Consider the following 26,304-nt stretch of genomic DNA (forward strand, 5'->3'; position numbering starts at 1 on the left):
GCTGATCACGGGATCCTCCCGCCAGCCACGCTTCCGACGGCTTCAAACCGCCGGCTGGAGAATCCCCTCGCATGACCCTATCGCTGACCGACACCCTGTCGGGCGAGCGCGAGCCGTTCGAGGCGAGCGGTGAGTCGGTGCGGCTCTACGTCTGCGGGCTGACGGTCTCCGACGACCCGCATCTCGGCCACGCCCGCCTCTGGGCGCAAGCCGACATTCTCCACCGGTGGCTGGCCCACGAGGGGTACGACGTACGCCACGTCGAGAACGTCACCGACGTGAACGAGAAGATCACTGCTCGCGTCGGCGAGCGTGAGGCGTGGGAGACCGAGGCCGACGTGGCCCGCCACTACACGAACGAGGTGCTGCAGCGGATGCGCGACCTGAACCTCCTGCGTGCCGAGGTGTACCCCCGCGTCTCCGAGCACGTGCCGGAGATCGTCGAACTCGTCGAGACGCTGATCGAGCAGGGGTACGCCTACGAGTCGAACGGCTCGGTGTACTTCGACGTGACCGCCTTCACGGAGTACGGGAAGCTCTCGAACCAGGAGATCGACGCCGTGGAGGAGCAGGGCGACCCAGACGAGCGCGGGGAGAAGCGCAACCCCGCGGACTTCGCGCTCTGGAAGGCCGGCGGCGTCGACGCCGACGCGGTCGAGGAGCACCGCAAGCACGAACACGACGGACCACTCCCGGAGGGACAGACCTGGGCGTCGCCGTGGGGCGAGGGCCGCCCCGGCTGGCACATCGAGTGCTCGGCGATGTCGATGACACATCTCGGCGAGACGCTCGACATCCACATGGGCGGACAGGACCTCGTCTTCCCCACCACGAGAACGAGATCGCCCAGAGCGAGGCCGCGACGGGCGAGCGATTCGCGAACTACTGGCTCCACGTCGGCTTCATGCAGGCCGGCAGCGAGAAGATGTCCTCCTCGCTCGGCAACTACTTCACTGTCGCCGACGCCGTCCGTGAGTTCGGCGTGAACGTGCTGCGCACGTTCTTCGCCTCCGCGGAGTATCGCTCCCAGCAGGCCTACACCGAGGAGACCATCGAGGAGGCTCGCCGCCGCTGGGACCGCCTCGAACGCGCCTACGAGACCGCCGTCGAGCACGCCGACAGCGCCGACGCGCTCACGAAAACGGAAGACGGCGAGTTCCGTGACGCGCTCGCCGCGGCCCGAGCCGGGTTCGAGGCGGCGATGAACGACGACCTCAACGCCCGCGAGGCGATGGCCGAACTGCTCGAAGTCGCGACGGCGGTCAACCGCCACGTCGAGGCCGGTGGCCCCTACGACTACCGCGCGCTGCGGGAGTCGATCGAATTCTTCGAGGAGTACGGCGGCGACGTGTTCGGGCTCCAGTTCGGCGACGTGACGGCTGGCGAAGCCGAGATCGCCGAGAACCTGGTGGAACTGGTCCTCGACGTGCGCGAGGAGGAGCGCGACGCGGGGAACTACGAGCGCGCCGACGACCTCCGGGACCGACTCGAGGCACTCGGCGTCGAGGTGGAGGACAGCGACGACGGGCCGACCTACCGGTTCGACTGACGGCGACCGACGGCGGCGGTCCGGCTACTCGCCCGCGTCGGTCGTGAACAGTTCCGTCTCTTCGGGGATCTCGAACAGCCCGAACCGCACACCCGCATCGAGCCAGCCGTAGCCGTAGGAGAACGAGGCCAGCGCGTTCACTGGATCGTCGGCCGCCCGGAAATGGCGGCCGTCGTCGAGGTAGGAGTCGGCCATCTCGTACGTTTCGGCGGCGGCCTCGCCCAGCGGCGTCCCCGGCGGCGCCGCGGGTTCGGCGGCGTCGAGGGCGTCGGCGAGCATCTCGCCGTAGCGGTCGGTTTTCTCCTCTAGATCGGCGGCCATAGTCCGGCGTCCAGCGCTCGGGCGGTAAGGCTGTCGGAGGCGCCGAACGCAGTCTTGCACGAACAGCACACCGACAGCATAACCTACATACCCGGCACCGCCGTACCGACGGCTATGAGCGAGTACGTCGAAGAGGCGGTGGAACACCGTCGACTGATTATCGCCGGAACGGGGATCGCCGGGCTGACCGCAGCGATCTACGCCGGGCGCTCGAACAACGACCCCCTCGTGCTCGAGGGCGACGAGCCGGGCGGGCAGCTCACCCTCACGACCGAGGTCGACAACTACCCCGGCTTCCCCGAGGGGATCTCCGGCCCCGAACTCGTGAACAACATGAAAGAACAGGCCGAGCGATTCGGCGCCGAACTCGATCACGGGATCGTCGTCGACGTGACGGGGCTCGGGGAGAGCGAGGACGGCACCGACGCGCCGCCGTTCCGCGTGGAGATGCGCGACGGCGACGTGTACACCTGTGACGCGTTCATCGCCGCCTCCGGCGCCTCCGCGCGCACGCTCGGGGTCCCGGGCGAGGACGAACTGATGGGCTACGGGCTCTCGACCTGTGCCACCTGTGACGGCGCGTTCTTCCGCGACGAGGACATGCTCGTGATCGGCGGCGGCGACGCCGCGATGGAGGAGGCGAACTTCCTCACCAAGTTCGCCGACACCGTCTACATCGCCCACCGCCGTGACGAGTTCCGCGCCGAGGACCACTGGATCGACCGAATCATGGACAAGGTCGACGACGGCGAGGTGGAGATCCTCTGGAACACCGAACTCACGGAACTCCACGGAACGCCGGAGGACGGCATCGATCACGCCTCGCTCGTCCGCCATCCGGCGGGCCACCCCAAGGAGAAGCTGGAGGCCGGCGAGGAAGACGTCGAGTCGTTCGAGATGGACGTGGGCGCGGTGTTCTACGCCATCGGCCACACGCCGAACGCGGGCTACCTCGAAGGCACGGGCGTCGAACTCGACGACGAGGGCTACCTCATCACGCAGGGCGGCCGCGACGGTGGACAGACTGCGACCGACGTGCCGGGGATCTTCGGCGCCGGCGACGTGGTCGACCACCACTACCAGCAGGCGGTCACCGCCGCCGGGATGGGGAGCGAGGCCGCACTCGACGCCGACGACTGGCTCGAAGAGCGCGAGCGAGCGGACGAACTCGGCGTGGAGGCTGTGGCCGAAGCCGCAGCTAGCGACGACTAAGGCTGTCGCCGGTGTTGACAGCCCGGGACGACTGATGGTGTCGCCGACGCGAGCAGCCGGGGACGACTAACCCGGGCACTCCCCCGTTTCGCGAGCCGAGACCCACAGAACCTTACGTCCGACCCCCGATTCTCGCGTATGGCTGATACGGAGACGTTCACCATCGAAGGCCCCGAGGGCGAAACTGACACCGTGGAACTGCCGCCCGTCATGCTGGAGCTGATGCGCGACGGCGACGAGCCTGACGCCCAGATCATCGCCGACATCGTCCTGCAGGCGTTCGCCCAGCAGGCCCACGCCCGCGTCCACCACGCCGAGGGTGGCGTGAGCAACGAGGTCGAGTCCGCGAACGACACGCTCGAAGAGCTGTTCGAGGAGCGCTTCGGCATCTCGCTGTCCGAAGCGATGGGCCACCAGCACTAACGGCCGCGCCGCTTCTCACACCGTTTTCACTGTCCGATAGCTGCTGCGCCGGCGAGAGTTTATCACTGATAGGGCGACCACCCAGCCCGTGCGATGAGCACTGCCACGGGTCGAACGAGGCGGGAGCGCGACTCACCGACTCGTGGCGCCGTCGAGTCGCCTGCTCGCTACTAACGACGCGGGGGTCAGAGCTTCCCCTGGCGCGCCAGCGTCCGGACCGTCGCTGCGCGTTCCTCGAGCGCGTCCCACTCCGCCGCGTCCTTGTCGTCGACGTGGGAGTACATCAGCCCCATCCGCCCCGTTCCACGCAGCGTCTCCTCGTTCTCCCGGAGGAACGTCCAGTAGAGACTGTTGAACGGACACGCCCCTTCGCCCGTGTCTCGCGACACTGCGTACGGACAAGACGAGCAGTAGTCGCTCATCCGGTTAATGTAGCTCCCCGAGGCGGCGTAGGGTTTCGAGGAGAGGGCGTCGGTGCCGAACGAGCCCATGCCGACGACGTTGGGCGTCGTGACCCAGTGGAAGGCGTCGACGAACCCCTGGTGGAACCATTCGTTCAGCTTCCCGGGATCGGCTCCGTAGACCATCGCGAAGTTCGAGAGCACCATCAGGCGCTCGATGTGGTGGGCGTAGCCGTGCTCCCGGACGTGGCCTACCGCCTCGGAGAGACAGGCCATGTCGGTCTCGCCCGTCCAGTACGCCGGTGGTAGCTCCGCGGTCTGATCCAGTTGGTTCGCGTCGGCCATCTCCGGCATCGAGCGCCGGTAGACGTGTCGCATGAACTCCCGCCATCCGAGGAGCTGCCGGACGAACCCCTCGACGCTGTTGATCGGCACCTCCCCCGCCTCGTAGGCGCGCTCGGCTCGGTCGATCACCTCCATCGGCGTGAGAAGGCCCAGATTGATCGCCGCCGAGAGCAGCGAGTGGCTCATCGCCCACTCGCCTTCGACCATCGCGTCCTGGTACGGCCCGAACTCGGCGAACCGGCCGTCGACGAACGTTTCGAGCGCCGACAGTGCCTGGTCACGCGTCACCGGCCACCTGAACGGTGCCGCCTGGTCGCTGTCGACGAACGTCTCGAACGCCGCATCGACCCACGACGCCACTTCCCGAGTGGTCGCGTCCGGTTCGAACGACGGCGGCTCCGGCGGCGACCAGTCCTCCGGCGGCGTCTCCCGGTTCTCCTCGTCGTAGTTCCACTCGCCCCCTGCGGGTTCGTCGCCGTCCATCAGGACGCCAGTCTCGCGACGCATCCAGTGGTAGAACCCCTCCATCCGGTAGGTGTCGGGGTCGTTCGTGTTCCGGCTCTCCGCCCACTCGTCGAACTCGGCCGGGGTGAGGAGGAACGTCGGGTTTCGGACGAACGAAAGGGTCCCACCACGAGCGTCGACCAGGGCTCGTAGCCGACTTTCGGCGCCGTGGGCGGCCGGCCTGGGCATCGTCAGGTGGTCGCCGGGATGCGCGTCGAAGTGAGCGTCGAGCGCCGCGGCGAACGTGTCGGCCTGTCGGTAGTCGACGGTCAGTCCGCGCGCCCGCACGTCGTCACGGAACTGCCGCATCGCGGCGAAGACGAGGGTCAGCTTGTGTGGGTGGTACGGTCGCCGATCGGCGAACCCGGACGCCTCGATCAGCAGCACACGGTCGTGCTCGTCGAGTGAGGCTGCGGTCCGATCCAGTTGCGTTCCGAGCAGCCACAACGTCATCCGCTTGACTGGGTAGCCGGCGGTCGGCGGGGTCGTTGCATACGCCCCGTCTCGAGCGTCCGCCGTAAAGTTCGACCGGCGGCGGCCGGTGGAGTTTAGAGACTACCAGGCCACTGGTGGGTATGGAGTTCGAAAACGTCCTCCGCGACTGGTTGCTCGGACTGATTGCTGCGCTGCTGGCGGCGATCGCCCTGTCGACGACGCCAGCCGGTGAGGCGTACCTCGGCGTCCTGGAACCGTTGGTGATCGTGCTCGCGCTGGTCACGTTCCTCGCGTTCGTCCTGGTCACGGGCGCCTTCTTCATCTACACCGCGAGTTTCCGGGACTGAGCCGTTCGACGTGTTCGCCGGCGTGCGTGGGTTTTTGCCGCCACAGTGCGACCGGCTCCCATGGAGTACACGACACTCGGCGACACCGGCATCGAGGTCTCGCGCATCGCGCTTGGCTGCATGAGCTTCGGCGACCCCGACTGGCGCGACTGGGTGCTTGGCGAAGAGGCGGGAACGGAACTGATCGACCGCGCGGTCGAACTGGGGATCAACTTCTTCGACACCGCCAACATGTACTCGAACGGCGAGTCCGAGCGCATCCTCGGCGACGCACTCGGGGAGTACGACCGCGACGAGATGGTGGTCGCGACGAAGGGCTACTTCCAGATGCGGGAGGACGACCCCAACTCGGGGGCCTTTCCCGGAAAGCGATCGAGCAGGAACTCGACGCGTCGCTCGACCGACTCGGGATGGACACTGTCGACCTCTACCAGACCCATCGTTGGGACTACGACACTCCGATCGAGACGACGATGCGCGCGCTCGACGACGCCGTCCGGCGCGGGAACGCCCGCCACGTCGGCGCCTCGTCGATGTGGGCCCACCAGTTCGCCGACGCGCTCCACACCAGCGACCGCGAGGGGGTGGAGCGCTACGCGACGATGCAGAACCACTACAACCTCCTCTATCGGGAGGAGGAACGCGAGATGCTGCCGCTGTGTGACCGGGAGAACGTCGGCGTCATCCCGTGGTCGCCGCTGGCCCGCGGCTTTCTCGCGCGCCCCCACGAAGAACTGGAAGCCACGACCCGCGGACAGAGCGAGTCCGACGCCGCCCGCCACCCCTACCTCGAGAACGGCGGCCGCGAGGTGAACGAGCGCGTCGAGGAACTCGCCGCCGAGAAGGACCTGAAGATGGCGCAGATCGCGCTGGCCTGGCTACTGCACAAGGACGCTGTCGACGCCCCGATCGTCGGTACGACCAGCGTCGAGCATCTCGAAGACGCCGTCGAGGCGCTCTCGGTGTCGCTGACTGCCTCCGAGATCGAGTATCTCGAGGAGCCGTACCGACCGGTCGAGGTCTCCGGTCACCAGTAAGCAAGCGACGAAGCGCCGCGGCGGAGCTAACGGCGTGGGTGGCTGGCTACAGCAGCCCTTCGGCGGCCAGTCGCTCGAACCCTTCCTTCAGCCGTTCCTCGCTGGCCGCGTAGGAGATGCGGGCGTAGCCCGGGGCGTTGAACGCGGTCCCGGGAACGGTGGCGACGTGCGCGTCCTCGATGGCGGCGTCGGTCCAGGCAACGTCGTCCGCCGAGGTCGGGATCATCGCGTAGAACGCCCCCTGCGGCCGCGGGATCGACTTCCCGTGGTCTTCCAGTACGTCGACGACGAGGTCACGGCGGTTCTCGAACGCTTTTACCATCGTCGCAACGTCGGTTTCGACGCTGCGCAGCGCCTCGACGCCGGCGCGCTGGACGAAGTTCGGCGCACAGGTGACGGAGTGGCTGTGGATCTTCGACACCTGGTCCACGAGCGGCTCGGGCGCGGCCAGGTAGCCAAGCCGCCAACCGGTCATCGCGTAGGACTTCGAGAACCCGTTGACCGTCACCGTCCGGTCGGCCATCCCGTCGAAGGCGGCCAGCGAGGTCGGCTCGGCGTCGTAGGTGATGCGGTCGTAGATCTCGTCGGCGACGACCGTCACGTCGTGCTCGACGGCGAGGTCGCGGACGCCCGCGAGCGCCTCGTCGGAGAACACCGCACCCGTCGGGTTCGACGGCGAGTTGACCAGCAGCAGCGCCGTCTCGTCGGACATCGCGTCGGCCAGATCGTCGAGGGCGGGTTCGAGTTCGAACTCGTGTTCGCCCAGGTCGACCCGCGTGAGGTCGCCGCCGGCGAGTTTCACCATCGCCTCGTAGGAGACCCACGCCGGATCGAGCAGGATCACCTCGTCGCCCTCGTCGATCAGCGCGTGGACAGTCTCGAACAGCGCCTGCTTCGCGCCGGGGGTGACGACGACGTTGTCGGGTTCGGCGGGGACGTTCTTCGCTTTCAGGTCCGTCGAGATCGCCTGCCTGAGCTCCGTGATCCCGTTGGACGAGGTGTAGCCCGTGTGGCCGTCGGCGATCGCCTGGCGGCCCGCCTCCCGGACGCGCTCGGGGTCGGGAAGTCCGGTTCGCCGACCGAGAGATCGACCACGTCGACGCCCTCCTCCTCGAGCGCGCTGGCTTTGTTGCCGACGGCGACGGTCGCCGACGGTTCGACGCGGCCAACCCGCTCGGCGAAGTCCCACTGGTGGTCGCTCATGGCAGCACCTCCACCATGTCGACGGCGGCGTCGACGGCTGCCGCCCCTTGTCGACGCGCTCGTGAGCCTCGGCGCCGCTCTGGCCCGGCCCGGTGATGCCGAACGTCACGGGCGTGTCCCGGTCCAGCCCCACGGACTGCAGCGAGGAGGCGGTCGCGTCGCTGATCACCTGATCGTGATCGGTGTCGCCGGTGACGACGGCACCGACGACCGCGACGGCGTCGATATCGTCCCGGCGTGCGAGTCGGTCCGCCGCGAGCGGGCTATCGTACACGCCCGGCACGCGGACGGTCGATTCGATCCCGACGCCCCGATCCGCGGCGGCGTCTTCGGCGGCTGCCGCCATCTGCTCGGTGACTGAAGCGTTGAACTCCGCCACCACGAGTCCGAGATTCACCATACCTCCACCTGTCCGTGGGCGAAGAAAGAACTACCGAAGCGGGCGACCTGTGCGGCGCTCCGGGGCTGGAAAACCGAACGGCGACCCGACAGGTTCGGAACCCGAATCAGGGCCAGTTGCCGTTGTCGGTGAACGCGTCGACGACGCGCTGGATCGCGACGACGTAGGCGGCGGTGCGGAAGTTCGGCACGTCGAACGCCTCGTAGGCGTCGGTGAGGTTATCGAACGCGTCGGTGATGATGACCTCGAGCTCCTCGTTGACCCGTTCCTCGCTCCAGTAGAACCGCTGGCGGTTCTGGACCCACTCGAAGTAGGAGACGGTGACGCCGCCGGCGTTGGCGAGGATGTCCGGGAACACGTGGACGTCCTTCTCGGTCAGCACGTCGTCGGCGTCGGGGGTCAGCGGGCCGTTCGCGGCCTCGACGATCACGTCGGCCTGTACGTCCGCGGCGAGGTCGCCGTCGATGGCGTTCTCGAGCGCCGCGGGGACGAGCAGATCCACGTCCATCGTGAGCAGCTCCTCGTTGCTGAGCTCCTCGACACCCTCGTAGCCGCTGACGGAGCCGGTCTCGCGTTTGAACTCCTTGACGGCGACGGGATCGAGCCCGTCGGGGTCGTGGACCGCGCCCGAGGAGTCCGAGACGGCGACGATGTTGGCCCCGAGTTCGTCGATGAGTTTGGTGGCGATCCAGCCGGCGTTGCCGTACCCCTGCACGGCGACGGAGGCGCCCTCGATATCCTTATCGAGGTAGTCGAACGCCTCGCGGGCAGTGAGCATCGTGGACCGACCGGTGGCCTCGACCCGGCCTGCACTCCCGCCGGCATCGATCGACTTGCCGGTGACGACGCCCGGTTCGGTCGTGTTCTCGAGCGTCTCGTAGGTGTCCTTGATCCAGTTCATCTCCCGCTGGCCCGTGTTCACGTCGGGCGCGGGGATGTCGTTGTCCTCGCCGATGAACGGGCGCAGCTCCTCGGCGAAGGAGCGCGTGAGCCGTTCGAGTTCGGCCGCGGAGTACTCTGCGGGGTCGACGACGATCCCTCCTTTCCCGCCGCCGTAGGGGATGTCGACGACGGCGCACTTGTACACCATCCAGCCGGAGAGCGCCTTGACCTCGTCGCGGCTGACGCCCGGGTGGTAGCGAATGCCGCCTTTGTAGGGCCCCCGGTCGCCGTTGAACTCCGACCGGAACGCTTTGAACCGCTCGATCGACCCGTCGTCGAGGTCGACCGAGAGGTTCGTCTCTAGAACCCGCTCGGGGTACTTGAGCCGGTGAATGATGTCGTCGTCGACGTCGAGGTACGCGGCCGCGTCGTCGATTTGTTCCTGCAGGCTCTCGAACGGGTTTGCCTCATCGGACATTTCGGCATAGATATCATGTGTAGCTCGAATAAGCCTGCCGAAGTCCTACTACAAACGTTCGTGAACGATTTAGCGATCGTCGCCGGCAGCCGCACGCTCGAGCACGCGCTCGGCCTGTGCGATCAGTGGTGCGTCGATCATCTCGCCGTCGACGCTGAACACGCCTCGACCATCGGCCTCGGCTTCGTCGCGCGCGTCGAGCACGCGTTCGGCCCACTCCACCTGTTCGGGCGACGGCGTGAACGCGTCGTTGATGATCGGCACCTGGGCGGGGTGGATCGCGAGCTTGCCGTCGTACCCCAACTGGAGCGCGAACTCCGTCGCCTCGCGGAGTCCGGCGTCGTCCTCGTAATCGGTGTGGACCGTGTCGATGGCGTCGACGCCGGCCGCGCTCGCGGCCAGCACGACCTGCTCGCGGGCGTGGAGCACCTCGGTCCCCTCGCCGGTTCGGGTCGCGCCGATGTCGGCGGCGAGATCTTCGGCGCCGAACACCAGCGCGTCCGTCGCCGGCGCGTCGGCGATTTCCTCCGCCCTGAGCACTCCCCGGGCGGTTTCGACTAGCGCCAGTAGCGCGGGCTCGGCGTCGTGCTCGTCCAGCAGATCGGCGATCCACGACACGTCGGCGGCCTCGGCGACTTTCGGCACCATCACGCCGTCGAGACGGATCGACTGGTCGCCGTCGAGCAGCGCGTCGATGTCGGCCGCGGCGTCCACGCTCACGCGCACGGTGACTTCACAATCTGGGTCGAACGACGGGTCCGAAAGCACCTCGCGAACCGCCGCCCGCGCCGTGTCGCGCTCGCTGGGGGCGACCGCGTCCTCGAGGTCGAAACAGACGGTGTCCGCGCCCGCCGCGGGCGCCTTGCGCATCAGTTCCGGGCGATCGCCCGGCGAGAACAGGAGACTTCTGCGTGCCATACGTCGCGGGTCGGCCGGCGCGGAGTTAACTGGTCGGGATCGCGTCGGACTGAGTCGGCAGCGTTTTGCGCCGACCGCGCGAGGGGCCCGGTATGACGGGCCGCTACTACGAGGAGTTCCAGGTCGGCGAAACCATCGAGCACGGGAAGCGCCGAACCGTCTCGGAGTCGGACAACCAGACGTTCTGCGACATGACGATGAACCAGCAGCCGCTCCACCTCGACGCCGACTTCGCCGAGGACACACAGTTCGGCGAGCAGTTGGTCAACGGGCTCTACACGATGTCGCTGGCGGTCGGGCTGACGATCCCCGACACCACCGACGGCACCATCGTCGCCAACCTCTCCTACGACAACGTCGAGCACCCCAACCCCGTGTTCCACGGCGATACCGTCTACGCGCAGACGACGGTCACGGACAAACACGAGACCAGCGACGGCGAGCGCGGGATCGTCGAGATGCACGTCGAGGCGTTCAAAGTCGACGAGGGCGGCGACGGCCCGGACGGCGACACGCTCGTCTGTGAGTTCGACCGGACCGCGCTGAGCCTGAAACGCGAACACGTGGAGTGAGGCGTCGATGGACCCCGTGACGGCGAGGCTTCGACGCTGGCTCGCGCCGGTCGTCGACAGGGTGGAGACGGCCACGCTCGCCAGGGTCGGCCTCGGCACGATGCTGGTGCTCGCCGGGGTCCACAAGCTCCTGGCGCCGGCCGCGTGGGCCGTCTACGTCACGGACTGGCTGGCGCCGTGGCTCGTCGTCTCGCCGCGGCTGTTCATGCTCGCGAACGGGCCGCCGGAGGTTCTGGTCGGCGGACTGCTACTGGCAGATCGCTACGTCGCGCCCGCGACCGCCGTGGCGGCAGTCTCGCTCCCGGCGACGGTCGGCTACTTGGGTGTCGTCGCCGGTACCGACGGCGTGTTCGTCGACGTGCTGATCCGGGACGTGGGGCTGGCCGCGCTCGCGTGGGTGGTGCTGCTCGACGCGCTCGGGGACTAGCTCACCGAGAGGATCATCACCGCGTTGACGCCGACAGCTCCCCACGAGGGGAGCGCCAGGCCGAGCGGGACGAAGTACCGATGGCTGGCCGCGTCGTCGTCGAGATGTGGCAGCAGTCGCCAGGCCGCGTAGCCGACCCCGAGCGCGAACCCTTTGAGCAGCACGCCCGCACTGATCAGGCCGAACTCGCGGATGAACAGGCGGGCGAGGTAGTTGCCTTCGACGAGCCCGGCCGAGAGCCCGACCCCGGTGAGGGCGACGTCGAGGACCATCGCGACCGCGGCGAGCAGCCACAGTGCCCGTGCCCGTGCGTTGATCCAGCGGTGGTACGGGTCGGTCCAGGGCTCGCCGTCTGCCGCCGGAGGGAGGGGGCCGTCGACCATCGTTCGGTCGAGCGGTTGGCGCGCGCCGAGAAGAGTACCCGCCCGCTACCCCGGTTAGGAAGTGGAAAACCGCGGTTTACAGCACCGTGCCGTGCTTCTTGTCCGGCAGGTCCTTCTGGACGTCCTCGTAGAACGCGAAGCGATTGACGAGCTCCTGCCGGAGCGTCGACGGCGGCACCACGTCGTCGATCACGACTTCGCTGGCCATCCGGTGGGCGTCGATGTCCTGCCGGTACTCCTCGCGGAGCTCCTGCTCGCGCTGCTTGCGCTCTTCGGGGTCGTCGATGGCGTCGAGCTTGTTGGCGTAAACGGCGTTGATCGCCGCCTCGGGCCCCATGATCGCGATCTCCCCCGAGGGCAGGCCGATCACGCTCTCGGGGTCGTAGGCGGGGCCGCCCATCGCGTAGATGCCGGCGCCGTAGGCCTTCCTGACGACGACGGTCTGTTTCGGCACCGTCGCCGAGGAGGTGGCGTAGATGAACTTCTTCCCCTTCTCGAGGATCGCGTCTTTCTCCACGTCGGAGCCGGCCATGAAGCCGGGGGTGTCACACAGGTACAGCAGCGGGATCTCGTAGGCGTCGCAGGTCCAGATGAACTCGGCCGCCTTCTCGGCGGCGTCGGGGAAGATCGCGCCCGAACGGTGGTTGGGCTGGTTGGCGACGACGCCGACGGGGCGACCGTCGATCCGGGCGAACGCGGTGACGATCTCCTTGCCGTACTCCGGCTTCATCTCGAACACGGACTCGGCGTCGCAGATGCGATCGAGCAGATCGTGCACGTCGTAGGCGCGGTTCGGCTCGCTCGGGATCACCTCGTCGATCCCCTCCGGGGAGAACGTGGGGCTTTCGGGCTCCGAGCGGGGCGGTTTCTCGCCGGCCTTGTCGGGGAGGTAGCTCATCAGCTTCGCGGCCATCGCCCGCGCCTCCTGTTCGTCTTTCGCCACGAGGTCTGCGCTCCCGGAGTGTTTGGCGTGGACTGCCGGGCCGCCGAGATCCTGCATGTCGATCTCCTCGCCGGTCACCATCTTCACCATTCGCGGGGAGGCGATCGCCATCGCCGACATCCCCTCGACCATGATCGTGAAGTCGGCGAAGACGGGGGTGTACGCCGCGCCGGCGATACAGGGGCCGTAGAGCACGCAAATCTGCGGCACGTAGCCCGAGAGCATCGAGTGGTTGTAGTAGTACTTCCCGATCCCCTCGCGGTTGGCGAAGAAGCCGGTCTGCTGGTCGATCCGGCCCCGGAGGAGTCCATCAGGTAGAGGACGGGGTTGCCGGACTTCAGCGCGCGCTGCTGCATCCGGAGGAACTTCTCGACGCCCCGACCGGCCATCGACCCCGCCTTGACGGTGAAGTCGTTGGCCATCCAGTGCACGTCGCGATCCTCGAACGTCGCCGCCCCGGTCAGCAGGCCGTCGCCGGGCAGGCGCGTCCCCTCGTCGTACTCCTTGACCTCGGGGAGTCGGGGTGCCACTCGTCGAAGGCGGCGAACTTCCCGTCCTCGAACTGGATCCCGTCGGCGGCGCCCTCGCGGTCGGCGTCGCCGGGGCCGCCCTCGCCGTCCTCGCCGAACCAGAGGTCCAGTCGGTCGCGGACGAACAGTTTGCCCTGCTCTGGCAGGCGCTGTTTGTACTTCTCCGGCCCGCCGTCGAGGATCTCCTCGATCTCCTCGCGGAGCTTTCGCTCGCGCTCAGTTGGCCCGAGGTCGTCGTCGAGTGGGTACTCCGTCTCTGGGGGCGTCGCCGTTGCCGCCGGTTCGTCGGCGTCGCCGACCAACACCTCGATCTCCGCGCCGAGATGTTCGGCCAGCGCCGCAGCGACCGCCGACGCTTCCTCGTCGGTCGCACCCTCGCCGATGCGCACGTGCATACGGGGGTGGTCGGCCGAACGGGGCAAAAAGGGTCCGAAGCGCGATCGGAGGGCTCGCCGCTCGTCGTCGACTACTCGTACTCGTAGAAGCCGCGCCCGGTCTTCTTTCCGAGGTCGCCCGCCTCGACCTTCCGCTTCAGCAGGTACGCCGGGGTGTAGCGGTCACCCAGCTCCTCGTGAAGCGTCTCGCTGGCGTGGAGGCAGACGTCGAGGCCGATGTGGTCGGCGAGTTCGAGCGGGCCCATCGGGACGTTCGTCCCGAGAGTCATCCCGCGGTCGATATCCGCCTTCTCGGCGACGCCCTCGTCGAACGCGCGGATCCCCTCGTTGATCCAGGGCATCAGGATGCGGTTGGTGACGAACCCCGGCTTGTCGTCGGACTCCCAGGTCTCCTTCCCGAGGTCCTCCGCGAACGCGTGCGCGAGCGCCGTGGTTTCCGTCGCCGTGCGCTCGCCGGTGACGACCTCGACGCCGTCCATGATCGGGACGGGGTTCATGAAGTGGAGGCCGACCACGGAGTCGGCGCGCTCTGTCGCGCTCGCGATCGTGGTGATCGACAGCGTCGACGTGTTGGTCGCCAACAGCGCCTCCGCGTCGAGCGTCTCGTCCAGCTCCGCGAAGATCGACTGTTTGAGCTCCATCTCCTCGGGCGCGGCCTCGACGACGATCTCGGCGCCGGCGAGGTCGTCGAGCTCCGTCGTCCCCGTGATTCGGGCTTTCGCCGCCTCGGCTTCGTCCTCGCTCAGCGCCTCGCGGTCGACCAGCCGCGAGAGCGAGTCGTCGATCGTGTCGAACCCGTCGTCGACAAAGGACTGCTTGATGTCCCGCATCACCACGTCGTAGCCCGCCGTCGCGGCGACCAGTGCGATCCCGGCACCCATCGTTCCGGCGCCGACGACGCCCACCGTCTCGACGTCTTCCAGTGTGTACATAGACGGCATTCGGCCCGGCATCACCGTAAGCGTAGCGACAACCGCTCGATGACGCCGACATCCCTCGAATTGACTCAAAACAGAGTCCTCAGGCACGCTGCGGCGGACTCTGGGCCATCGTTTCACACAAACCTTGAAGTATCTTTGGTCCGCAGACGGTGGTAACGTGACTCGCCTGTTGGAGCATCTGATGGTCGACGTCGACGACGTGGGGCGTCGGTCGGTCGACGCGCCGACCGACCTGAAGTTCGTCGGCCCGGCCACGGCCGAGGCCATCGAGGCGGCGGCGTTCTCCGCCCAGGCCGTCGCCGACAAGGAGGTCTCCTACCGGATGCTGCAGGAGGCCGGGGTCAACCCCGGCGTGGCGGCGAAGATCCGCCGGCACCACTCGTTGCCGTGGTCGTTCGACAACGACGGCGACCTGAGCCGTCGCTCCGAGCAGGTTCGTGGGCTGCAGGACGACGAAGCGGCGTGGGTCGCCTCCAGTCACGGCGAGGAGCCCGCAGCCGAGGCCGACTCAACTACCGAGGGGGCGGAGTCGGCAGCGGAGAGCGACGCCGACGAGGCGGCGTGGGTCGAAGCTTCCACACAGCCGGCCGAAGCCTCCGACGCCGAATCGGCAGCGTCCGGCGGCGACGCCACCGACGACGCCGTCGACGAGGAGACGGCGTGGGTCGCCGACGCGACCAGCGACGACGCCTCGGCGACCGCCGACGGGAGCGGTGATCCGCTGGCGGCCGAGGCGGCGTGGCGCGAGCGATCGAAACCGACGCCGCTGACCGATCTCTCCGGGGTCGGCGACGGCTACGCCGACCGGCTGGCGGAGGCTGGCGTCACCTCGGTCCGCTCGCTCGCGACCGCCAGCCCCGAACTGCTGTCGGACGTGACCGGAATCCCCGAGGAGCAACTCCAACGGTGGCACCGCGAGGCTAGCGAGCAAGCCGACTGACGGGGCCGTAAGCGGTTCGCTGCCGTACCACCGGGTTCTCCCGTCAGACGCGACGAAGCCTTTATACTCGCAGAATCAGAATCGATAGATAGATGACTGGCTCTGGGGCACCGGTCCGAGGGAGCCGCAGTTCGGGGGTGGGTCGGCGATGAGCATCGACATCGCGACCCGGGGACTGCGCTGCACGTGACGGACAGCATCGAGCAGCGCCAGTGCGTGCTGCGGATGCCCGAGCCCGCCGCGACCGAGTCGATCGACGGCGATCGGTTCTACTTCCCGGTCGACGCCGCCGCGCGGATCGACACCCAGAGCGTGACCCTCGGGAGCTACGTCGCGACGTTCGTCCGGGACGGCGAGGGCGACGTGGTCGCCCAGATGGACCGCACGGACCAACTCGACCTCGATTCCGGCGAGTACCTGATCGAACTCGAACAGCCGGTGAAGCTGTACGTCCGCATCGAGGGACCGCTCACGGTCGAGACCAACGGAATGACGACGACGGTGAGCACGCAGGGCGACCTGTTCGTCGCCGGCCGCTCACGACACAACCACCCGGCGGGGACGATCACGACGACCGGCGACCCCCGCGAGATGATGCGCGCCGTGTCGGCGATGTCGTCGTCGCTGAAAACCACCTCCGTCGAGCGGTCCTACCCGACGCTGCGTGGCCACCCGCCGGAGATCGAACTCGGTGACGAGCTCGACATCCCCGAGGGGATGGCCGCGGCCGACGCGGGCGTCCGGATCGAGGTGCCGCCGCAGTTGCGCTTCGTCTACCCGGTCGCGCCGCTTGCGTTCTACCTCGGCGCCGAAGTGGTCCCCGGGAACGTCCCCGGCTCGTCGGCGAGGAGGGGTTCAGCTACCGCCTCGACGGCGCGGGCGGGTTCGAGGAGACCGTCGCCCAGACGCTGAAACAGACGCTGCTGTTCGACTGCGTCGCCCGAACGGAGGGGTTCTACGCCGTCGACCTGGCCGAACGGGAGGATGTCGACGCGGTGGTCGACCTCGACTGGGCCGACCTGTACGGCCGCTCGCTCTCAGAGCGATTGGACGCCTACCTCTCGGTCCCCTACGAGCGGATCGCCGACTACGTCCCGGAGTGGAAGACGGCGGGCTACGTCGCGCCCGACCCCGAGAACGCCGAACTGCTGCCGTACCTGATCGACGACCTCGCGACGATCAAGACGCCGGCCGGCGAGGCGACGACGGCCGAACAGGTGCAGACCGACTCGTTGTTCGACTTCGCGCGTGCCGGCGCGTCGACGCCGAGCACGGACGCGATCACGGGCCCGACCAGAAGCGCCACGCGCGCCACGGGACGGGCACAGGCGCCACAGGGACCGCTACCGGATCTCGTCGAACCGGAGCCGACCGGCGCGTTCGAGACGGTCTGGGCCGACGACGGCGTCCCCGTCGGGTCGACGAAGGCGTCGATCGACGGCTACCGGAACGGGCTGGAACACACACCCTCCGAGGAGATCGGCGTCACCGTCGTCGTCAACGACGAGGGAATGACCGAGGAGGGCGACGTGGCCCAGGACGTGTACGGCGACGACGCGGAGTTCCCGTTCGACCTGCGGGTGTACCGCAACCTGACGACCGATCGGCTCAAGGCCGTGTTGGAGACCGAGCGGGAGTTCCTCCACTACGTCGGCCACATCGAGGCCGACGGGTTCGAGTGTTCGGACGGCCGACTCGACGCGCGCGACCTCGACTTCGTCGGCGTCGACGCGTTCTTCCTCAACGGCTGTGCCTCCTACGACCAGGGGATGGGGCTACTGGAGAACGGTGCTACCGGGGGCGTCGTCACGCTTACCGAGGTCGTGAATAGTGGCGCCACCCGCGTAGGGAAGGCAATGGTGAAGTTACTGAATCACGGTTTCCCACTTCGTTCGGCGCTCTCCGTTGCGAGTCAGCAGTCGTTCGTCGGCGGCCAGTACTCGGTTGTCGGAGATGGCGACGTGGACGTGGTACAGCGGGAGGATCTCGGTGCACCAATGACAGAAATCAAACGCAAAGACGGTGAGTTTGCAGTTTCTGTTCGCGTATTCCCAACGAATGACATTACCGTCGGTGCCCAGTCCAATTCTGCATTTAGTGATGAGTCTACGTTCTATCTGACACCTGGAACTATCGTCGAGTCACGCTTCGACGATGTCGATACTCTATTAGATATTCTTGAACAGGTCGGCGACCTTGTTCGGTATAATGGCGAGATCAGGTGGTCAGACGAGATCAAGTTGTAATATCTAGCATCTATTCTCTAACGTGAAGTTTCCATTTACGGGCCCGCAACCGTATTTGCTGCGGAAGCAGCCACACTACCCGCCTGGGAGAGGAACAGCAGCATCGTGAACAGGACGCCCATCATCTTCGGGTTGTCGGCCAGGAACGACTTGAATTCGGACATTACACTCCATGCGAACAGTTCGCTATATAAGTGGATAGATATTACCCGGTTTGATTCTAGGCCATGATAAACGAGATGTGAGTGAAAACGACGGAAGGAAACCGGACCGACACCTCTGGCGACGCGCAGCCCTCAGTCGAGATACCCCAGGTTCTCGAGTTGCTCGGCGATCTCCTCGAACTCCGCTTCGGTGAGCTCGCCGCGCTCTTGGTGTTTGATCACGATACTGCGGAGCAGGAACCGGACGAGGTCGCTGGTGCTCGAGAAGCTGGTTCCTTCGATCGTCTCGTCGACGCGCTCGGCGAGTTCGGTGGGAATCGAGACCGTGGTGTACTCGGTCATGGCCGGTACTCAGGTGTCGGTGGGGAAAAACACGCCGGCACGGGGCTCCCACGGCGTCGACGGCGGCCGCAGGCGCGATTAGTCGTCGCCGCTGGCGAAAGACTCGATCCGATCGAGCTGTTCGCGATGGAGGGTGAGGATCAGGTCCGAGAGCACCCCGAACATCAGGAGTTGGACGCCGAGGAGGATCCCCGCAGCGCCCGCGAGCGCCCAGATCTGGTGGGGGACGCCGTAGACGAACCACTCGACGGCGACGTAGGCCGCGATCACCGACCCGGCGACGCCGGACGCGACGCCGACGCTCCCGAAGTAGAACAGCGGGTTGTTGGTTTTCGCCCGCCGGAACAGTTCGAGGAGGATGATCCCCCGTCGCGGATGGGGTGGAGGTTCGTGTTCGACCCCGCAGGGCGCTCGAGATACGTGATGGGGACGACGGTTGTGGGGATCCCCTGCTTCGCACACTCGACGGCCATCTCGGTCTCGATCCCGAACCCCTCCGCGGAGAGGTGGAGCCGTTCGAACGACGAGCGACTGAACGCTCGGTAGCCGCTCAGGATGTCCGTGAACTCTTCGCGGTGGATCGTTCCGAACAGCCAATTGATGAGTCCGTTGCCGATCCGGTTCAGGCGCGTCATCGCGCCGTCCTCCATGTCGGCGAACCGGTCGCCGATGACGTGGTCGTACCCCTCCTCGAGCGGCGCGAGCATGGCGTCGGCGTCTTCGGGGCGGTACGTGCCGTCGCCGTCGGCCATCAGCACGTACTCGCGGTCGATGTGTTCGCGGACCGCCTCGCGGATCGCCTGTCCCTTCCCCGACGCTGACTGGGTCTCGACGCGCGCACCGTGCTCGCGAGCGATCTCGCGAGTGCCGTCGCCGGAGTCCCCGTCGATCACGAGCACGTCATCGAACCCGTGCTCGCGGAACCCGTCGACGACGTCGCCGATGGTGGCGGCCTCGTCGTACGTCGGGAGGAGGACGGTGACCTGTTCGGGGTCGGGCATCTCGTCTCCGTGTGGTGTGGGGTGGAGTGAAAAGGCTTCTACTTGGGGGCGGCGACACCGGCGGAGTTTTTGCCGGCGGTAGCACAAGGGAGAATATGCGACGTTTCGTCGAGGCACTGGCCGGCCTCCTCGCGCTGACCGGGCTGCCCTATTTAGCCTACGTGGGCCTGTACTGGCTCTTCGGGCCCGAGGGCTCGCCCGCGGAGAAGGATTACGACGCCGAGCCGACAGTGAGTATCGTCCTCCCGACGTACAACGAGGAAGGGATCGTCGAGACGAAACTCGAAGAGTTGGTCTCGCTCGACTACCCGATGGAGAAGGTGGAGGTCGTCGTTGTCGACTCCAGTGACGACGAGACACCGGAGCTGGTGGAGGCATTCTTCGCGGACCGGCAGGCGCCCGAACTGACGCTGATCCGCGAGGAGGAGCGCCGTGGACTCGCCGTCGCGCTGAACGAGGCCTACGCCGCGGCGTCGAACGAGATGGTCGTCAAGACTGACTGCGACTCCCGGATCGCCGACGACGCCCTCCGTGAGGCAGCAGCGAATCTCGCTGATCCGGATATCGGCGCCGTTACGGGGCGAAACGCCGAAGCACTCGGCGGGAGCGAGGTCGAAGAGGGGTACCGGGACGTGCAGGCCCACATCCAGACGCTCGAGTCCCACCTCGACTCGACGCTCATCTTCCACGGCCCGTTCTCGGCGTTCGAGAACGACGCCATCGTCTCCATCGACGAGGACTCCATCGCCGACGACACGGAACTGGCGCTGAAGATCCGCAAGGGCGGCGACCGCGTCGTGTTCGACCCCGAGATCGAGTACAAGGAGGCCGCCCACTCGACGTTCCGAAAGCGTCGCCAGCAGAAAGATCGCCGCGCGATGGGGTTGATTCGGCTGCTCTGGCGACAGCGAGAAATGTTGGGCGGGTACGGCGCCTACGGCCGAGCGGTGCTGCCGTTCAACTGGTGGTTCATGATCGTCTCGCCGTGGCTCGTGATGGGGTCGATCGGGTTGGCAACGCTGGGTGGGGTGGCCGTCGGTGGCCCGCTCGGACTAGTTGTTCCAGCAGTGGTCGGCGGATTCGTGGCGCTTGGCTCGCGTGAGAAGTTGGGCGGGCTGCAGGCGGCGTACTCGCTGTTCGACACGCAGGTCTCGCTGTTCCGTGCGAGCCTAAAGCTTCTGAGTGGCGAGGGTGACGGGACGTGGGAGATCGACGAGGAACTGCGGGAGGTTTACTGAGGCTGTCGAAGGAAGCGTCGCACGGCGAGTGTGGTTGGTTGAAACGTCACCCTACCTTATTCGCGTTCGGATGCGACCGAGAGCCGGGACGAGAACATTATTGAGAGTGAGCCGGAAGTGACTGCTCATCACCACGAGCGAGAGGAAGTACGCCCCAGCTCCGAACACGATGAGTGCAATTACCGGAACCCAGGACACCAGCGGGACCATCGGTTTGATCAGCATGATCAATCCATACATGACGACTGCACTACCGAGCTGTGCCACGACGGGCTTTGGGAAGATTATACCACCGAGCTCTCGATGGCTCACGGCCTGATAGATGGCCAATAGAACTACTTCTACGGCTAGCGTCGCCCCAATCACCCCAAGGAGTCCGTCCCAGTAGTTCCCCAGTAGCAGCGCGAGCGGGAGGTGGACCACCAATGCAAAGAGCCGGAGTCGGAACACGATCTGGGGGCGGTCGGAACCCTCGAGCGCAGTCGCGAACGGATCCTGGTAAATGTAGAAGACGAAAAATAGAGCGATCCCGATCAGTGCGGTCGCGCCACCGGCGAACTCGGAGCCGAAGAACGTCTGCATGAGCGCAGCCGGCATCGCGAGTGCTCCGAAAAACATCGGGATAGCGAGCAGCCCGGTGTAGATAACTGCGTTAACGATATCACTCCGGATTTCCTGTCCGATCGAAGTCAGCCCGCTCACTTTCACACCGAGGGCGTTTGAAATGCTCCCGGAGAGCTGTTGTGCCGGAGTAACGATACGGAGGGCGGTTTCGTAGAAACCGACCGCTGACTCGCCAGCAAACAGGCGAATGAGGATGACGTCGACTCGCTTGTAGAAGTCCTCGACCACCGCTGTCGGGACGGAGTAGCGGGCGAACGTGAACACGTCGGCGCCCGTCTTCCCGATGTTACTTATCGACGGGCGTACTCCAGCTGCAACGAACACGATACCGGCGGAGATGAGTGTCCCCCCGCAAGTCCGACCAGTAGGCCGAACGCTCTGTACCCCTGGACGAGAAACAGCAATTGGAGCCCGAGAGTGAAGGCGCTACGAACCGTGTCGATCCAGAGGGAACGGCTTGGGTACCCTAACCCCGCGTAGAACCGGTTGAGAATCTGGAAGAGCCCCACGGTTGCGAGAACCGAAATGACTCCTGAAACGACGAGTGGTGTCATCGGAAGGAGATCGGTAAACTCCGCTACGAGGAACGTCCCAACAGCGACGACGACAACCCACGCGGCGTGGAAGAGCAGTCCGACTGTGAGATACGTATCCGCCTCCGTCTCGATTTGGCTGACGCGTTTCTTCAGGGCGACACCGACGCCGGCATCGACTCGAACGAGAAGCAATGCGATAGCGAGCGCGAAGTAGTATCGCCCGACGCCCGCTGGACCGAGCACGTTTGCGAACGCGATGACACCGACGAACCCCAACCCGGACATCGTGAACTTCGCGATCGCGGAGGTGAACGCCTCGCTACCCAGATCGAGTTCGGCGGTGTTCTTGTCGGTCATTGATGGTAGACCGGGTGGGTCACTTGTAACCGAGTGCTTCTAGATCGTCTTCGGGAAGTTCGTCTCTGGACACTGGTTCGCTTGCGGTCGTTTCCCACTCTTCGAGTGCAGCAGTGAGCTGTGAATCTGTCGTGTGCTCGCCGTCGAATGTACGTACCCCGTCGTTGTTGGCGAAGTGTCGAGCGTTCATGGCCGCGTAGTTCCCGTTCGAGGCGGCGAACGCGGTCTCTCGCTGGATGCTTCCATCACCGTGGATCTCCCCGCGGAAAATTGAGGGGACATCCACCAGACTCCAGACATCACTCCGATCGAGTGAGATCGGTAGGTTCCGTCCAGCCATCGGCACGCGAAGGATCTCCGGACACATCGTGGCATGATGCCCCCACTCTCCGTACTCCCCGAGTAACTCGCCGTGGTCTGCACAGAACAACACTTGAGTCTCGTCGGGAATCGTCTCCCAGAGCCGGGCGAGCCGCTTGTCGAGCTCCTCCACTTCACCCCGGTAGAGCTTCCGTCCGAGTTCGGCGTCCGCGTCGCTTCCACGACCGTCAAGCAGTCGGCGCGTAACCTGTTGTGCCTCGGTCCGGGAGACGGGGGCCTCGTCGGGGTTGTACGGGTGGTGTGGCTCCATGAAGTGAAGCCACCCGAACCAGTCATCGTTAGACGTGTTGACGGTATCAAGAAACTCGTCAATGACTTCTGCCGCCGGGCGGTAATCCCGGGATGCGTCGGTGACTGTGCCTCGGAGGCTCTGGTAGCTGTTGTACAATCGCGATGCGATCCCGTAGACGGTACTCTGCGGCGTCATATGCGACGCCACCCGGTCCTTTATCGACGCCTCGCCACGATCGGGCTCAATGAACTGGTCGAAACCCGCGTCGTATCCGTAGCGTTTCGAGAGAAACCGGTTCGTCGAGATGCCGACCTTCCGACGGTGTGGAAGCTGCGGCACGAAGCTCTCCTGCTCGGTGATGCCTGCCTGGCCTGGGTAAATACCGCCGATGATGGACTGGAAGCAGGAGGGCGTCGCCGTGTTCGGGGCGAACGTCGCTTCATGTGTCTCGCCAAGGAACTCCCGAGTCGAACTCATGTGTGGGTAGTGATCATACCGCAAAGAGTCAACGGTGATGAGAAGCGCGGGCCCGGCCATAGATTCCATTTCTCCCTTCATCAGTTTAAACTCCGTCGGGAGTTGTCGGGAGTCATTGATACCCCAGCGCAGTCAGCCGTTCATTGATCGTGTCGTCGGTGAGGTGGATTTCTTCTGGTTCCACTTCTGGTTCCAACTGGCCCGAGTCAGTCGCAGAGGTCACGATCCACGGGACTTCACGGAGCGCGGCCGCGGGGACGTGTCGGTAATGACCGTACAGGTTCCACTCGCCGAACGCCTCGCCGTGGTCACTAGAGAGGACGACCCGATCAGCGTCGATGTTCTCGAGGAGGGGGGCAACACCATCGTCGAGCACCCATCTGAGGTTGTCGCGATACGCGTCCCACGCGTCCGCTCGAGACAAGTCTCCCATTTGGAGGAGGTCCCAGACGGAGCGCTGGGCAGCCCCCCGCTCGTCTGCGTCGGCCCGGTCTCCAACGTCCAGCGAACGGTAGGGAATATGTGGCTGCATGTAATGGACGATGAGCCGATCAAACTCACCGTTCCGTCGGACGTCGACAGCACGATCAGTGACCGTCTCTGGCGGAACAACCCCTAGATCATCGTCCCACCCATACCGCCATACCTCGTCGAGCAAACCAAAGCTGGCTGGGTCGGGCTCGAACTCGTCACCGAACTGTTGAGAGAAGTTGTTCGCACAGACGTACGCAGTTCGTTCGACAACGTCGTTGGGGGCTTCCGAAAACGTTCGGTTGAGCCATTCCCAGGACGTAGAGCCCACAGAGGTTATCGAGGGAACGTCGGACGGGACAAACGGGTAGCCCCCTGAAACTTCCTCGGCGACGTCCGGTCGACACGTATCGAGAAGCACTAGGACGTCCCAATCTCGTTCGAACACGTTCTCCCCCTTACGGTCGGCCCCGATGAGGTGTGAGGAGTGACGCAGCGCACCCCCCAGAAATCGTATGCTGCGGAGACACCACCTTTGCGCCAACCGTAGTGGTTCACCTTGAACCGAGACTCTTCGATCCAGTCCCGAAACGTCATACGTACCCGAGTGCTTCGAGTCGATCCTTTCGCTCATCCTCCGATACCGCCTCCTCCTCGGTCGTCACAGAGGGAGTCAACTCTCCCGTATCAGTTGCTGTTGTTTCGACCCAAGGCACCTCTTTGAGCGTTTTCAACGGTACGTACGGCGGGTGTGCGTAAGTCCCCCATTCTCGGGCGGTTGCCGCGTCGGCCGTCCACGTCTCGGCACCCCATCGGCCGAACGCCTCTCCATGGTCGCTGGAGAGGATGACCCGGTCAGCGTCGACGTTGTTCAGTAGTGGGGTGACGCCATCGTCGAGCACCCACCGAAGGTTATCGCGATACGCGTCCCAGACTTCTTTGATCGAGATCTCGTTGGCACGGAGTTCTTCCCACATCTCCCGGGCCGGGTGAGTCGCACCGTAGTTTCCAACACCCGGCTTCTCGTCCCACCCATACCGATCGATCATCGACCGATACGGTGCGTGCGGCTGCATATAGTGGACGATCAGCCGATCCGGGTCGTGCTCACGAGCGGCCGCGACCGCGCGGTCGGTGACCACTTCTGGCGGGGTGGTGCAGACCTCTTCATTCCATCCGTACTCGTGTACTTCGTCCAAGTAGAGCAAATCGTCATCGTCGATGTGCTCGGCAAACAGGTTCGAGGTGACGTACGCCGTGTTTGCGAGCTCCTCGCCGTACCAACCGTTGGTCGATCGGTCAATGAATGGCTCGGAGTAGTCGCCGTCAGTGAAGTTCTTCCGAATCCACTCCACCGAAGCCGAGCCGAGGGAAGTATGGGTTGGGACCTCCTCCGGCACGTACTCGTACTCAGAACTGACCTGCTTGAGTAGATCCGGACGACAGGTATCGAGGATTACGAGTACGTCCCATTCTCGCTCGAAAATAGAGGTTCCATAGTTGAACCCCGCTCGCCCTGTACGATCGAGAACCCCTGTAAGGAGGGCTTCAGCCGACCCGCGCCCTCCGGTAACGATTCCGTGTTGGGCGATTCTCTCTCGTGATTCATTGAACCAGTCCTGTAGTGTCATGATAGCTGCCGCGGTTTCGCTGCGGCAAGTTAAGAGAAGGGTTGTCGGTGCCGTGGGATAATATTTCCTTTTGCTATCAACGGTAGCCGAGGGCTGCGAGGCGTTCCTCTATCTCGTCGTTTTCTAGCCGGATCGCTTCCGGTCTGATCGTCGGTTCAACGCTCCCTTCGTCGGTAGCACTGGTGACAGCCCACGGCACACGCTTCAAGGGTGGGATCGGAGCGGGCGTGCTGTGCCCGTAGTACCACCAGTCGCCGAACCCCTCGCCGTGATCGCTCGTAAGCACGACCTTATCGGCGTCGATGTTTCGTAGCAGGGGTTCGATGCCGTCGTCTAGCACCCAACGCAGTGTGTCTCGATAAGCGTCCCACGCCTTTTCGGCTGAGACTCGCTTTGTCCTGATCCGCTCCCACATGTTCATATCGGGGCGATCCTCGGGGTTGTCCATCCCGACAGTCAACGAGTACCACTCTGGGTGCTCCTGCACAAAGGGTCGGTATGGGGCATGGGGCTGCATGTAGTGGACGATCAAGCGGTTTGGCTCGTGCTCACGGGCGACGGCGATGGCACGGTCGGTGAGATTCTCCGGGGGACGTTACCCCACTGTTCGTCCCAGGCATATTTCCAGACTTCGTCAAGCAGAAACAGCGACTCGGGGTCAGGTATATCTCGCGTGTGCGGGTTCGCGCTTACATACGCCGTTTTCGCGAGCGAGTCGGCGTGTTCGTCGGGGTCAAACGTCTTGCGAATCCACTCGGGCGAGCGTGAACCCAGGGAGTTAATCGATTGGGATGTGTCGTACCCCGCGAGGAAGTCGTACTCGTTAGATACTTCCTGTAGCAGATCAGGCCGACACGTATCGAGAACGACCAAAACGTCCCACTCTTTGTCCCACACCGGGGTGCCGTAGTTATACAGGTGTTCACCGACCTTGCCAAGCCCGCCCTCGTAGAGTTCCTGCACTGCGCCGTAGACCCCCATCAGGGCCCCTCCCGCTCAAACCGGTCGACGCTGTTCG

At 65.5% G+C, this 26,304-nt stretch carries 25 protein-coding genes and 6 pseudogenes; 11 read left to right on the forward strand and 20 right to left on the reverse strand.

Annotated features, from left to right (window positions below):
- Nucleotides 1-71: 71 nt before the first annotated feature.
- Nucleotides 72-1,549, forward strand: a pseudogene (gene cysS, locus SY89_RS06205) (cysteine--tRNA ligase).
- Nucleotides 1,550-1,573: 24 nt separating this feature from the next.
- Here the strand turns inward: cysS and SY89_RS06210 are convergent.
- Nucleotides 1,574-1,870, reverse strand: coding sequence for a DUF357 domain-containing protein (locus SY89_RS06210; protein ID WP_054583560.1), 297 nt, complete (start codon nucleotides 1,868-1,870; stop codon nucleotides 1,574-1,576).
- A 114-nt stretch (nucleotides 1,871-1,984) separates the two neighbouring features.
- Between SY89_RS06210 and SY89_RS06215 the strand changes: the two genes are divergently transcribed.
- Both SY89_RS06215 and SY89_RS06220 read left to right on the forward strand, forming a co-directional pair.
- Nucleotides 1,985-3,082, forward strand: a complete 1,098-nt coding sequence (locus tag SY89_RS06215; RefSeq protein ID WP_054583561.1) for an NAD(P)/FAD-dependent oxidoreductase — start codon at nucleotides 1,985-1,987, stop codon at nucleotides 3,080-3,082.
- Nucleotides 3,083-3,220: 138 nt separating this feature from the next.
- Nucleotides 3,221-3,505 carry a DUF7545 family protein gene (locus SY89_RS06220; RefSeq protein ID WP_054583562.1) on the forward strand — a complete coding sequence of 95 codons (285 nt, stop codon included), beginning with the start codon at nucleotides 3,221-3,223 and terminating at the stop codon, nucleotides 3,503-3,505.
- A 185-nt stretch (nucleotides 3,506-3,690) separates the two neighbouring features.
- On the opposite strand, the gene SY89_RS06225 is transcribed toward SY89_RS06220, so the two are convergent.
- Nucleotides 3,691-5,208 (reverse strand): cryptochrome/photolyase family protein, encoded by a 1,518-nt coding sequence (locus tag SY89_RS06225; protein ID WP_054583563.1) that lies wholly within the window; start codon nucleotides 5,206-5,208, stop codon nucleotides 3,691-3,693.
- Between the two features lie 122 nt (nucleotides 5,209-5,330).
- On the opposite strand from SY89_RS06225, the gene SY89_RS06230 reads away from it, so the two are divergent.
- On the forward strand, nucleotides 5,331-5,537 hold the full coding sequence (locus SY89_RS06230) for a hypothetical protein (RefSeq protein WP_054583564.1): 207 nt from the start codon (nucleotides 5,331-5,333) through the stop codon (nucleotides 5,535-5,537).
- Between the two features lie 60 nt (nucleotides 5,538-5,597).
- Nucleotides 5,598-6,574, forward strand: a pseudogene (locus tag SY89_RS06235) (aldo/keto reductase).
- A gap of 46 nt (nucleotides 6,575-6,620) precedes the next feature.
- Here the strand turns inward: SY89_RS06235 and SY89_RS06240 are convergent.
- From SY89_RS06240 to SY89_RS06255, 4 genes and pseudogenes are all read right to left on the reverse strand, one after another.
- Nucleotides 6,621-7,777 (reverse strand): annotated as a pseudogene (locus SY89_RS06240) (pyridoxal phosphate-dependent aminotransferase).
- Between the two features lie 55 nt (nucleotides 7,778-7,832).
- Nucleotides 7,833-8,177, reverse strand: a pseudogene (gene ribH, locus SY89_RS15775) (6,7-dimethyl-8-ribityllumazine synthase); the annotation flags it as partial.
- 106 nt (nucleotides 8,178-8,283) lie between these two features.
- Nucleotides 8,284-9,537 carry a Glu/Leu/Phe/Val family dehydrogenase gene (locus tag SY89_RS06250; protein WP_054583566.1) on the reverse strand — a complete coding sequence of 418 codons (1,254 nt, stop codon included), beginning with the start codon at nucleotides 9,535-9,537 and terminating at the stop codon, nucleotides 8,284-8,286.
- 69 nt (nucleotides 9,538-9,606) lie between these two features.
- On the reverse strand, nucleotides 9,607-10,455 hold the full coding sequence (locus SY89_RS06255) for an HpcH/HpaI aldolase/citrate lyase family protein (RefSeq protein WP_054583567.1): 849 nt from the start codon (nucleotides 10,453-10,455) through the stop codon (nucleotides 9,607-9,609).
- Nucleotides 10,456-10,547: 92 nt separating this feature from the next.
- On the opposite strand from SY89_RS06255, the gene SY89_RS06260 reads away from it, so the two are divergent.
- Entirely contained in the window at nucleotides 10,548-11,027 is a 480-nt protein-coding gene (locus tag SY89_RS06260; RefSeq protein ID WP_054583568.1) for a MaoC family dehydratase, read from the forward strand.
- Between the two features lie 7 nt (nucleotides 11,028-11,034).
- Entirely contained in the window at nucleotides 11,035-11,454 is a 420-nt protein-coding gene (locus SY89_RS06265; protein ID WP_054583569.1) for a DoxX family membrane protein, read from the forward strand.
- Here the strand turns inward: SY89_RS06265 and SY89_RS06270 are convergent.
- The 4 genes and pseudogenes from SY89_RS06270 to SY89_RS06280 form a co-directional block, all read right to left on the reverse strand.
- A complete protein-coding gene (locus SY89_RS06270) occupies nucleotides 11,451-11,837 on the reverse strand; it encodes a hypothetical protein (protein ID WP_054583570.1) in 387 nt (128 codons plus the stop codon). The genes SY89_RS06265 and SY89_RS06270 overlap by 4 nt on opposite strands.
- Nucleotides 11,838-11,913: 76 nt before the next feature.
- Nucleotides 11,914-13,310: pseudogene (locus SY89_RS06275) on the reverse strand (acyl-CoA carboxylase subunit beta).
- Nucleotides 13,241-13,705, reverse strand: a complete 465-nt coding sequence (locus SY89_RS19550) for a hypothetical protein (protein ID WP_394325731.1) — start codon at nucleotides 13,703-13,705, stop codon at nucleotides 13,241-13,243. Before SY89_RS19550 ends, SY89_RS06275 begins: the two are co-directional and overlap by 70 nt.
- Before the next feature lie 71 nt (nucleotides 13,706-13,776).
- The gene (locus tag SY89_RS06280) at nucleotides 13,777-14,637 is read right to left on the reverse strand and encodes a 3-hydroxyacyl-CoA dehydrogenase family protein (protein WP_054583571.1); all 861 of its coding nucleotides are present in this window, start codon (nucleotides 14,635-14,637) and stop codon (nucleotides 13,777-13,779) included.
- Nucleotides 14,638-14,827: 190 nt separating this feature from the next.
- Here SY89_RS06280 and SY89_RS06285 point away from each other — a divergent pair, with 190 nt between their 5' ends.
- The 3 genes from SY89_RS06285 (at nucleotide 14,828) to SY89_RS16460 (ending at nucleotide 17,832) form a co-directional block, all read left to right on the forward strand.
- Nucleotides 14,828-15,586 (forward strand): DUF7409 domain-containing protein, encoded by a 759-nt coding sequence (locus SY89_RS06285; protein ID WP_054583572.1) that lies wholly within the window; start codon nucleotides 14,828-14,830, stop codon nucleotides 15,584-15,586.
- Between the two features lie 186 nt (nucleotides 15,587-15,772).
- On the forward strand, nucleotides 15,773-16,498 hold the full coding sequence (locus SY89_RS16455) for a hypothetical protein (RefSeq protein WP_054583573.1): 726 nt from the start codon (nucleotides 15,773-15,775) through the stop codon (nucleotides 16,496-16,498).
- Nucleotides 16,499-16,581: 83 nt separating this feature from the next.
- Nucleotides 16,582-17,832 (forward strand): hypothetical protein, encoded by a 1,251-nt coding sequence (locus tag SY89_RS16460; RefSeq protein ID WP_054583574.1) that lies wholly within the window; start codon nucleotides 16,582-16,584, stop codon nucleotides 17,830-17,832.
- 35 nt (nucleotides 17,833-17,867) lie between these two features.
- Here SY89_RS16460 and SY89_RS19020 read toward each other — a convergent pair whose 3' ends face one another.
- The 3 genes and pseudogenes from SY89_RS19020 to aglJ form a co-directional block, all read right to left on the reverse strand.
- A complete protein-coding gene (locus tag SY89_RS19020) occupies nucleotides 17,868-17,996 on the reverse strand; it encodes a DUF7503 family protein (protein WP_275575396.1) in 129 nt (42 codons plus the stop codon).
- Nucleotides 17,997-18,128: 132 nt separating this feature from the next.
- Nucleotides 18,129-18,338, reverse strand: coding sequence for a ribbon-helix-helix domain-containing protein (locus SY89_RS06300; RefSeq protein ID WP_054583575.1), 210 nt, complete (start codon nucleotides 18,336-18,338; stop codon nucleotides 18,129-18,131).
- 78 nt (nucleotides 18,339-18,416) lie between these two features.
- A pseudogene (gene aglJ, locus SY89_RS06305) lies at nucleotides 18,417-19,339 on the reverse strand (S-layer glycoprotein N-glycosyltransferase AglJ).
- 95 nt (nucleotides 19,340-19,434) lie between these two features.
- Here aglJ and SY89_RS06310 point away from each other — a divergent pair.
- Entirely contained in the window at nucleotides 19,435-20,577 is a 1,143-nt protein-coding gene (locus tag SY89_RS06310; RefSeq protein ID WP_054583576.1) for a glycosyltransferase, read from the forward strand.
- A gap of 51 nt (nucleotides 20,578-20,628) precedes the next feature.
- Here SY89_RS06310 and SY89_RS06315 read toward each other — a convergent pair whose 3' ends face one another.
- The 7 genes from SY89_RS06315 to SY89_RS15790 form a co-directional block, all read right to left on the reverse strand.
- The gene (locus SY89_RS06315) at nucleotides 20,629-21,525 is read right to left on the reverse strand and encodes a lipopolysaccharide biosynthesis protein (protein ID WP_080506606.1); all 897 of its coding nucleotides are present in this window, start codon (nucleotides 21,523-21,525) and stop codon (nucleotides 20,629-20,631) included.
- The gene (locus SY89_RS06320) at nucleotides 21,492-22,094 is read right to left on the reverse strand and encodes a lipopolysaccharide biosynthesis protein (protein WP_054583578.1); all 603 of its coding nucleotides are present in this window, start codon (nucleotides 22,092-22,094) and stop codon (nucleotides 21,492-21,494) included. The genes SY89_RS06315 and SY89_RS06320 overlap by 34 nt, the downstream gene beginning before the upstream one ends.
- A gap of 19 nt (nucleotides 22,095-22,113) precedes the next feature.
- Nucleotides 22,114-23,244, reverse strand: a complete 1,131-nt coding sequence (locus SY89_RS06325; RefSeq protein ID WP_080506607.1) for a sulfatase-like hydrolase/transferase — start codon at nucleotides 23,242-23,244, stop codon at nucleotides 22,114-22,116.
- Between the two features lie 52 nt (nucleotides 23,245-23,296).
- Nucleotides 23,297-24,103 (reverse strand): alkaline phosphatase family protein, encoded by an 807-nt coding sequence (locus SY89_RS16465; protein ID WP_144427144.1) that lies wholly within the window; start codon nucleotides 24,101-24,103, stop codon nucleotides 23,297-23,299.
- Nucleotides 24,104-24,248: 145 nt separating this feature from the next.
- Nucleotides 24,249-25,286 (reverse strand): alkaline phosphatase family protein, encoded by a 1,038-nt coding sequence (locus SY89_RS06335; RefSeq protein WP_144427145.1) that lies wholly within the window; start codon nucleotides 25,284-25,286, stop codon nucleotides 24,249-24,251.
- A gap of 76 nt (nucleotides 25,287-25,362) precedes the next feature.
- On the reverse strand, nucleotides 25,363-25,818 hold the full coding sequence (locus SY89_RS15785; RefSeq protein ID WP_239685525.1) for an alkaline phosphatase family protein: 456 nt from the start codon (nucleotides 25,816-25,818) through the stop codon (nucleotides 25,363-25,365).
- A complete protein-coding gene (locus SY89_RS15790) occupies nucleotides 25,815-26,267 on the reverse strand; it encodes a hypothetical protein (protein ID WP_080506609.1) in 453 nt (150 codons plus the stop codon). The genes SY89_RS15785 and SY89_RS15790 overlap by 4 nt, the downstream gene beginning before the upstream one ends.
- Nucleotides 26,268-26,304: the final 37 nt, after the last annotated feature.

The organism is Halolamina pelagica (genome assembly GCF_001307315.1).
Classification (GTDB): domain Archaea; phylum Halobacteriota; class Halobacteria; order Halobacteriales; family Haloferacaceae; genus Halolamina; species Halolamina pelagica_B.

Excerpts from the sequence above, each read along its gene's own strand:
- SY89_RS19020 (WP_275575396.1), bottom strand. The coding sequence starts at position 17,996 with ATGTCCGAATTCAAGTCGTTCCTGGCCGACAACCCGAAGATGATGGGC.
- SY89_RS06250 (WP_054583566.1), bottom strand. The coding sequence starts at position 9,537 with ATGTCCGATGAGGCAAACCCGTTCGAGAGCCTGCAGGAACAAATCGAC.
- SY89_RS06320 (WP_054583578.1), bottom strand. The coding sequence starts at position 22,094 with ATGACCGACAAGAACACCGCCGAACTCGATCTGGGTAGCGAGGCGTTC.
- SY89_RS19550 (WP_394325731.1), bottom strand. The coding sequence starts at position 13,705 with ATGCACGTGCGCATCGGCGAGGGTGCGACCGACGAGGAAGCGTCGGCG.
- SY89_RS06265 (WP_054583569.1), top strand. The coding sequence starts at position 11,035 with ATGGACCCCGTGACGGCGAGGCTTCGACGCTGGCTCGCGCCGGTCGTC.
- SY89_RS06325 (WP_080506607.1), bottom strand. The coding sequence starts at position 23,244 with ATGGCCGGGCCCGCGCTTCTCATCACCGTTGACTCTTTGCGGTATGAT.
- SY89_RS06215 (WP_054583561.1), top strand. The coding sequence starts at position 1,985 with ATGAGCGAGTACGTCGAAGAGGCGGTGGAACACCGTCGACTGATTATC.
- SY89_RS06280 (WP_054583571.1), bottom strand. The coding sequence starts at position 14,637 with ATGTACACACTGGAAGACGTCGAGACGGTGGGCGTCGTCGGCGCCGGA.
- SY89_RS06230 (WP_054583564.1), top strand. The coding sequence starts at position 5,331 with ATGGAGTTCGAAAACGTCCTCCGCGACTGGTTGCTCGGACTGATTGCT.
- SY89_RS06255 (WP_054583567.1), bottom strand. The coding sequence starts at position 10,455 with ATGGCACGCAGAAGTCTCCTGTTCTCGCCGGGCGATCGCCCGGAACTG.
- SY89_RS06270 (WP_054583570.1), bottom strand. The coding sequence starts at position 11,837 with ATGGTCGACGGCCCCCTCCCTCCGGCGGCAGACGGCGAGCCCTGGACC.
- SY89_RS15790 (WP_080506609.1), bottom strand. The coding sequence starts at position 26,267 with ATGGGGGTCTACGGCGCAGTGCAGGAACTCTACGAGGGCGGGCTTGGC.
- SY89_RS06210 (WP_054583560.1), bottom strand. The coding sequence starts at position 1,870 with ATGGCCGCCGATCTAGAGGAGAAAACCGACCGCTACGGCGAGATGCTC.
- SY89_RS06300 (WP_054583575.1), bottom strand. The coding sequence starts at position 18,338 with ATGACCGAGTACACCACGGTCTCGATTCCCACCGAACTCGCCGAGCGC.
- SY89_RS06225 (WP_054583563.1), bottom strand. The coding sequence starts at position 5,208 with ATGACGTTGTGGCTGCTCGGAACGCAACTGGATCGGACCGCAGCCTCA.
- SY89_RS06260 (WP_054583568.1), top strand. The coding sequence starts at position 10,548 with ATGACGGGCCGCTACTACGAGGAGTTCCAGGTCGGCGAAACCATCGAG.
- SY89_RS06310 (WP_054583576.1), top strand. The coding sequence starts at position 19,435 with ATGCGACGTTTCGTCGAGGCACTGGCCGGCCTCCTCGCGCTGACCGGG.
- SY89_RS06335 (WP_144427145.1), bottom strand. The coding sequence starts at position 25,286 with ATGACACTACAGGACTGGTTCAATGAATCACGAGAGAGAATCGCCCAA.
- SY89_RS06220 (WP_054583562.1), top strand. The coding sequence starts at position 3,221 with ATGGCTGATACGGAGACGTTCACCATCGAAGGCCCCGAGGGCGAAACT.
- SY89_RS06285 (WP_054583572.1), top strand. The coding sequence starts at position 14,828 with ATGGTCGACGTCGACGACGTGGGGCGTCGGTCGGTCGACGCGCCGACC.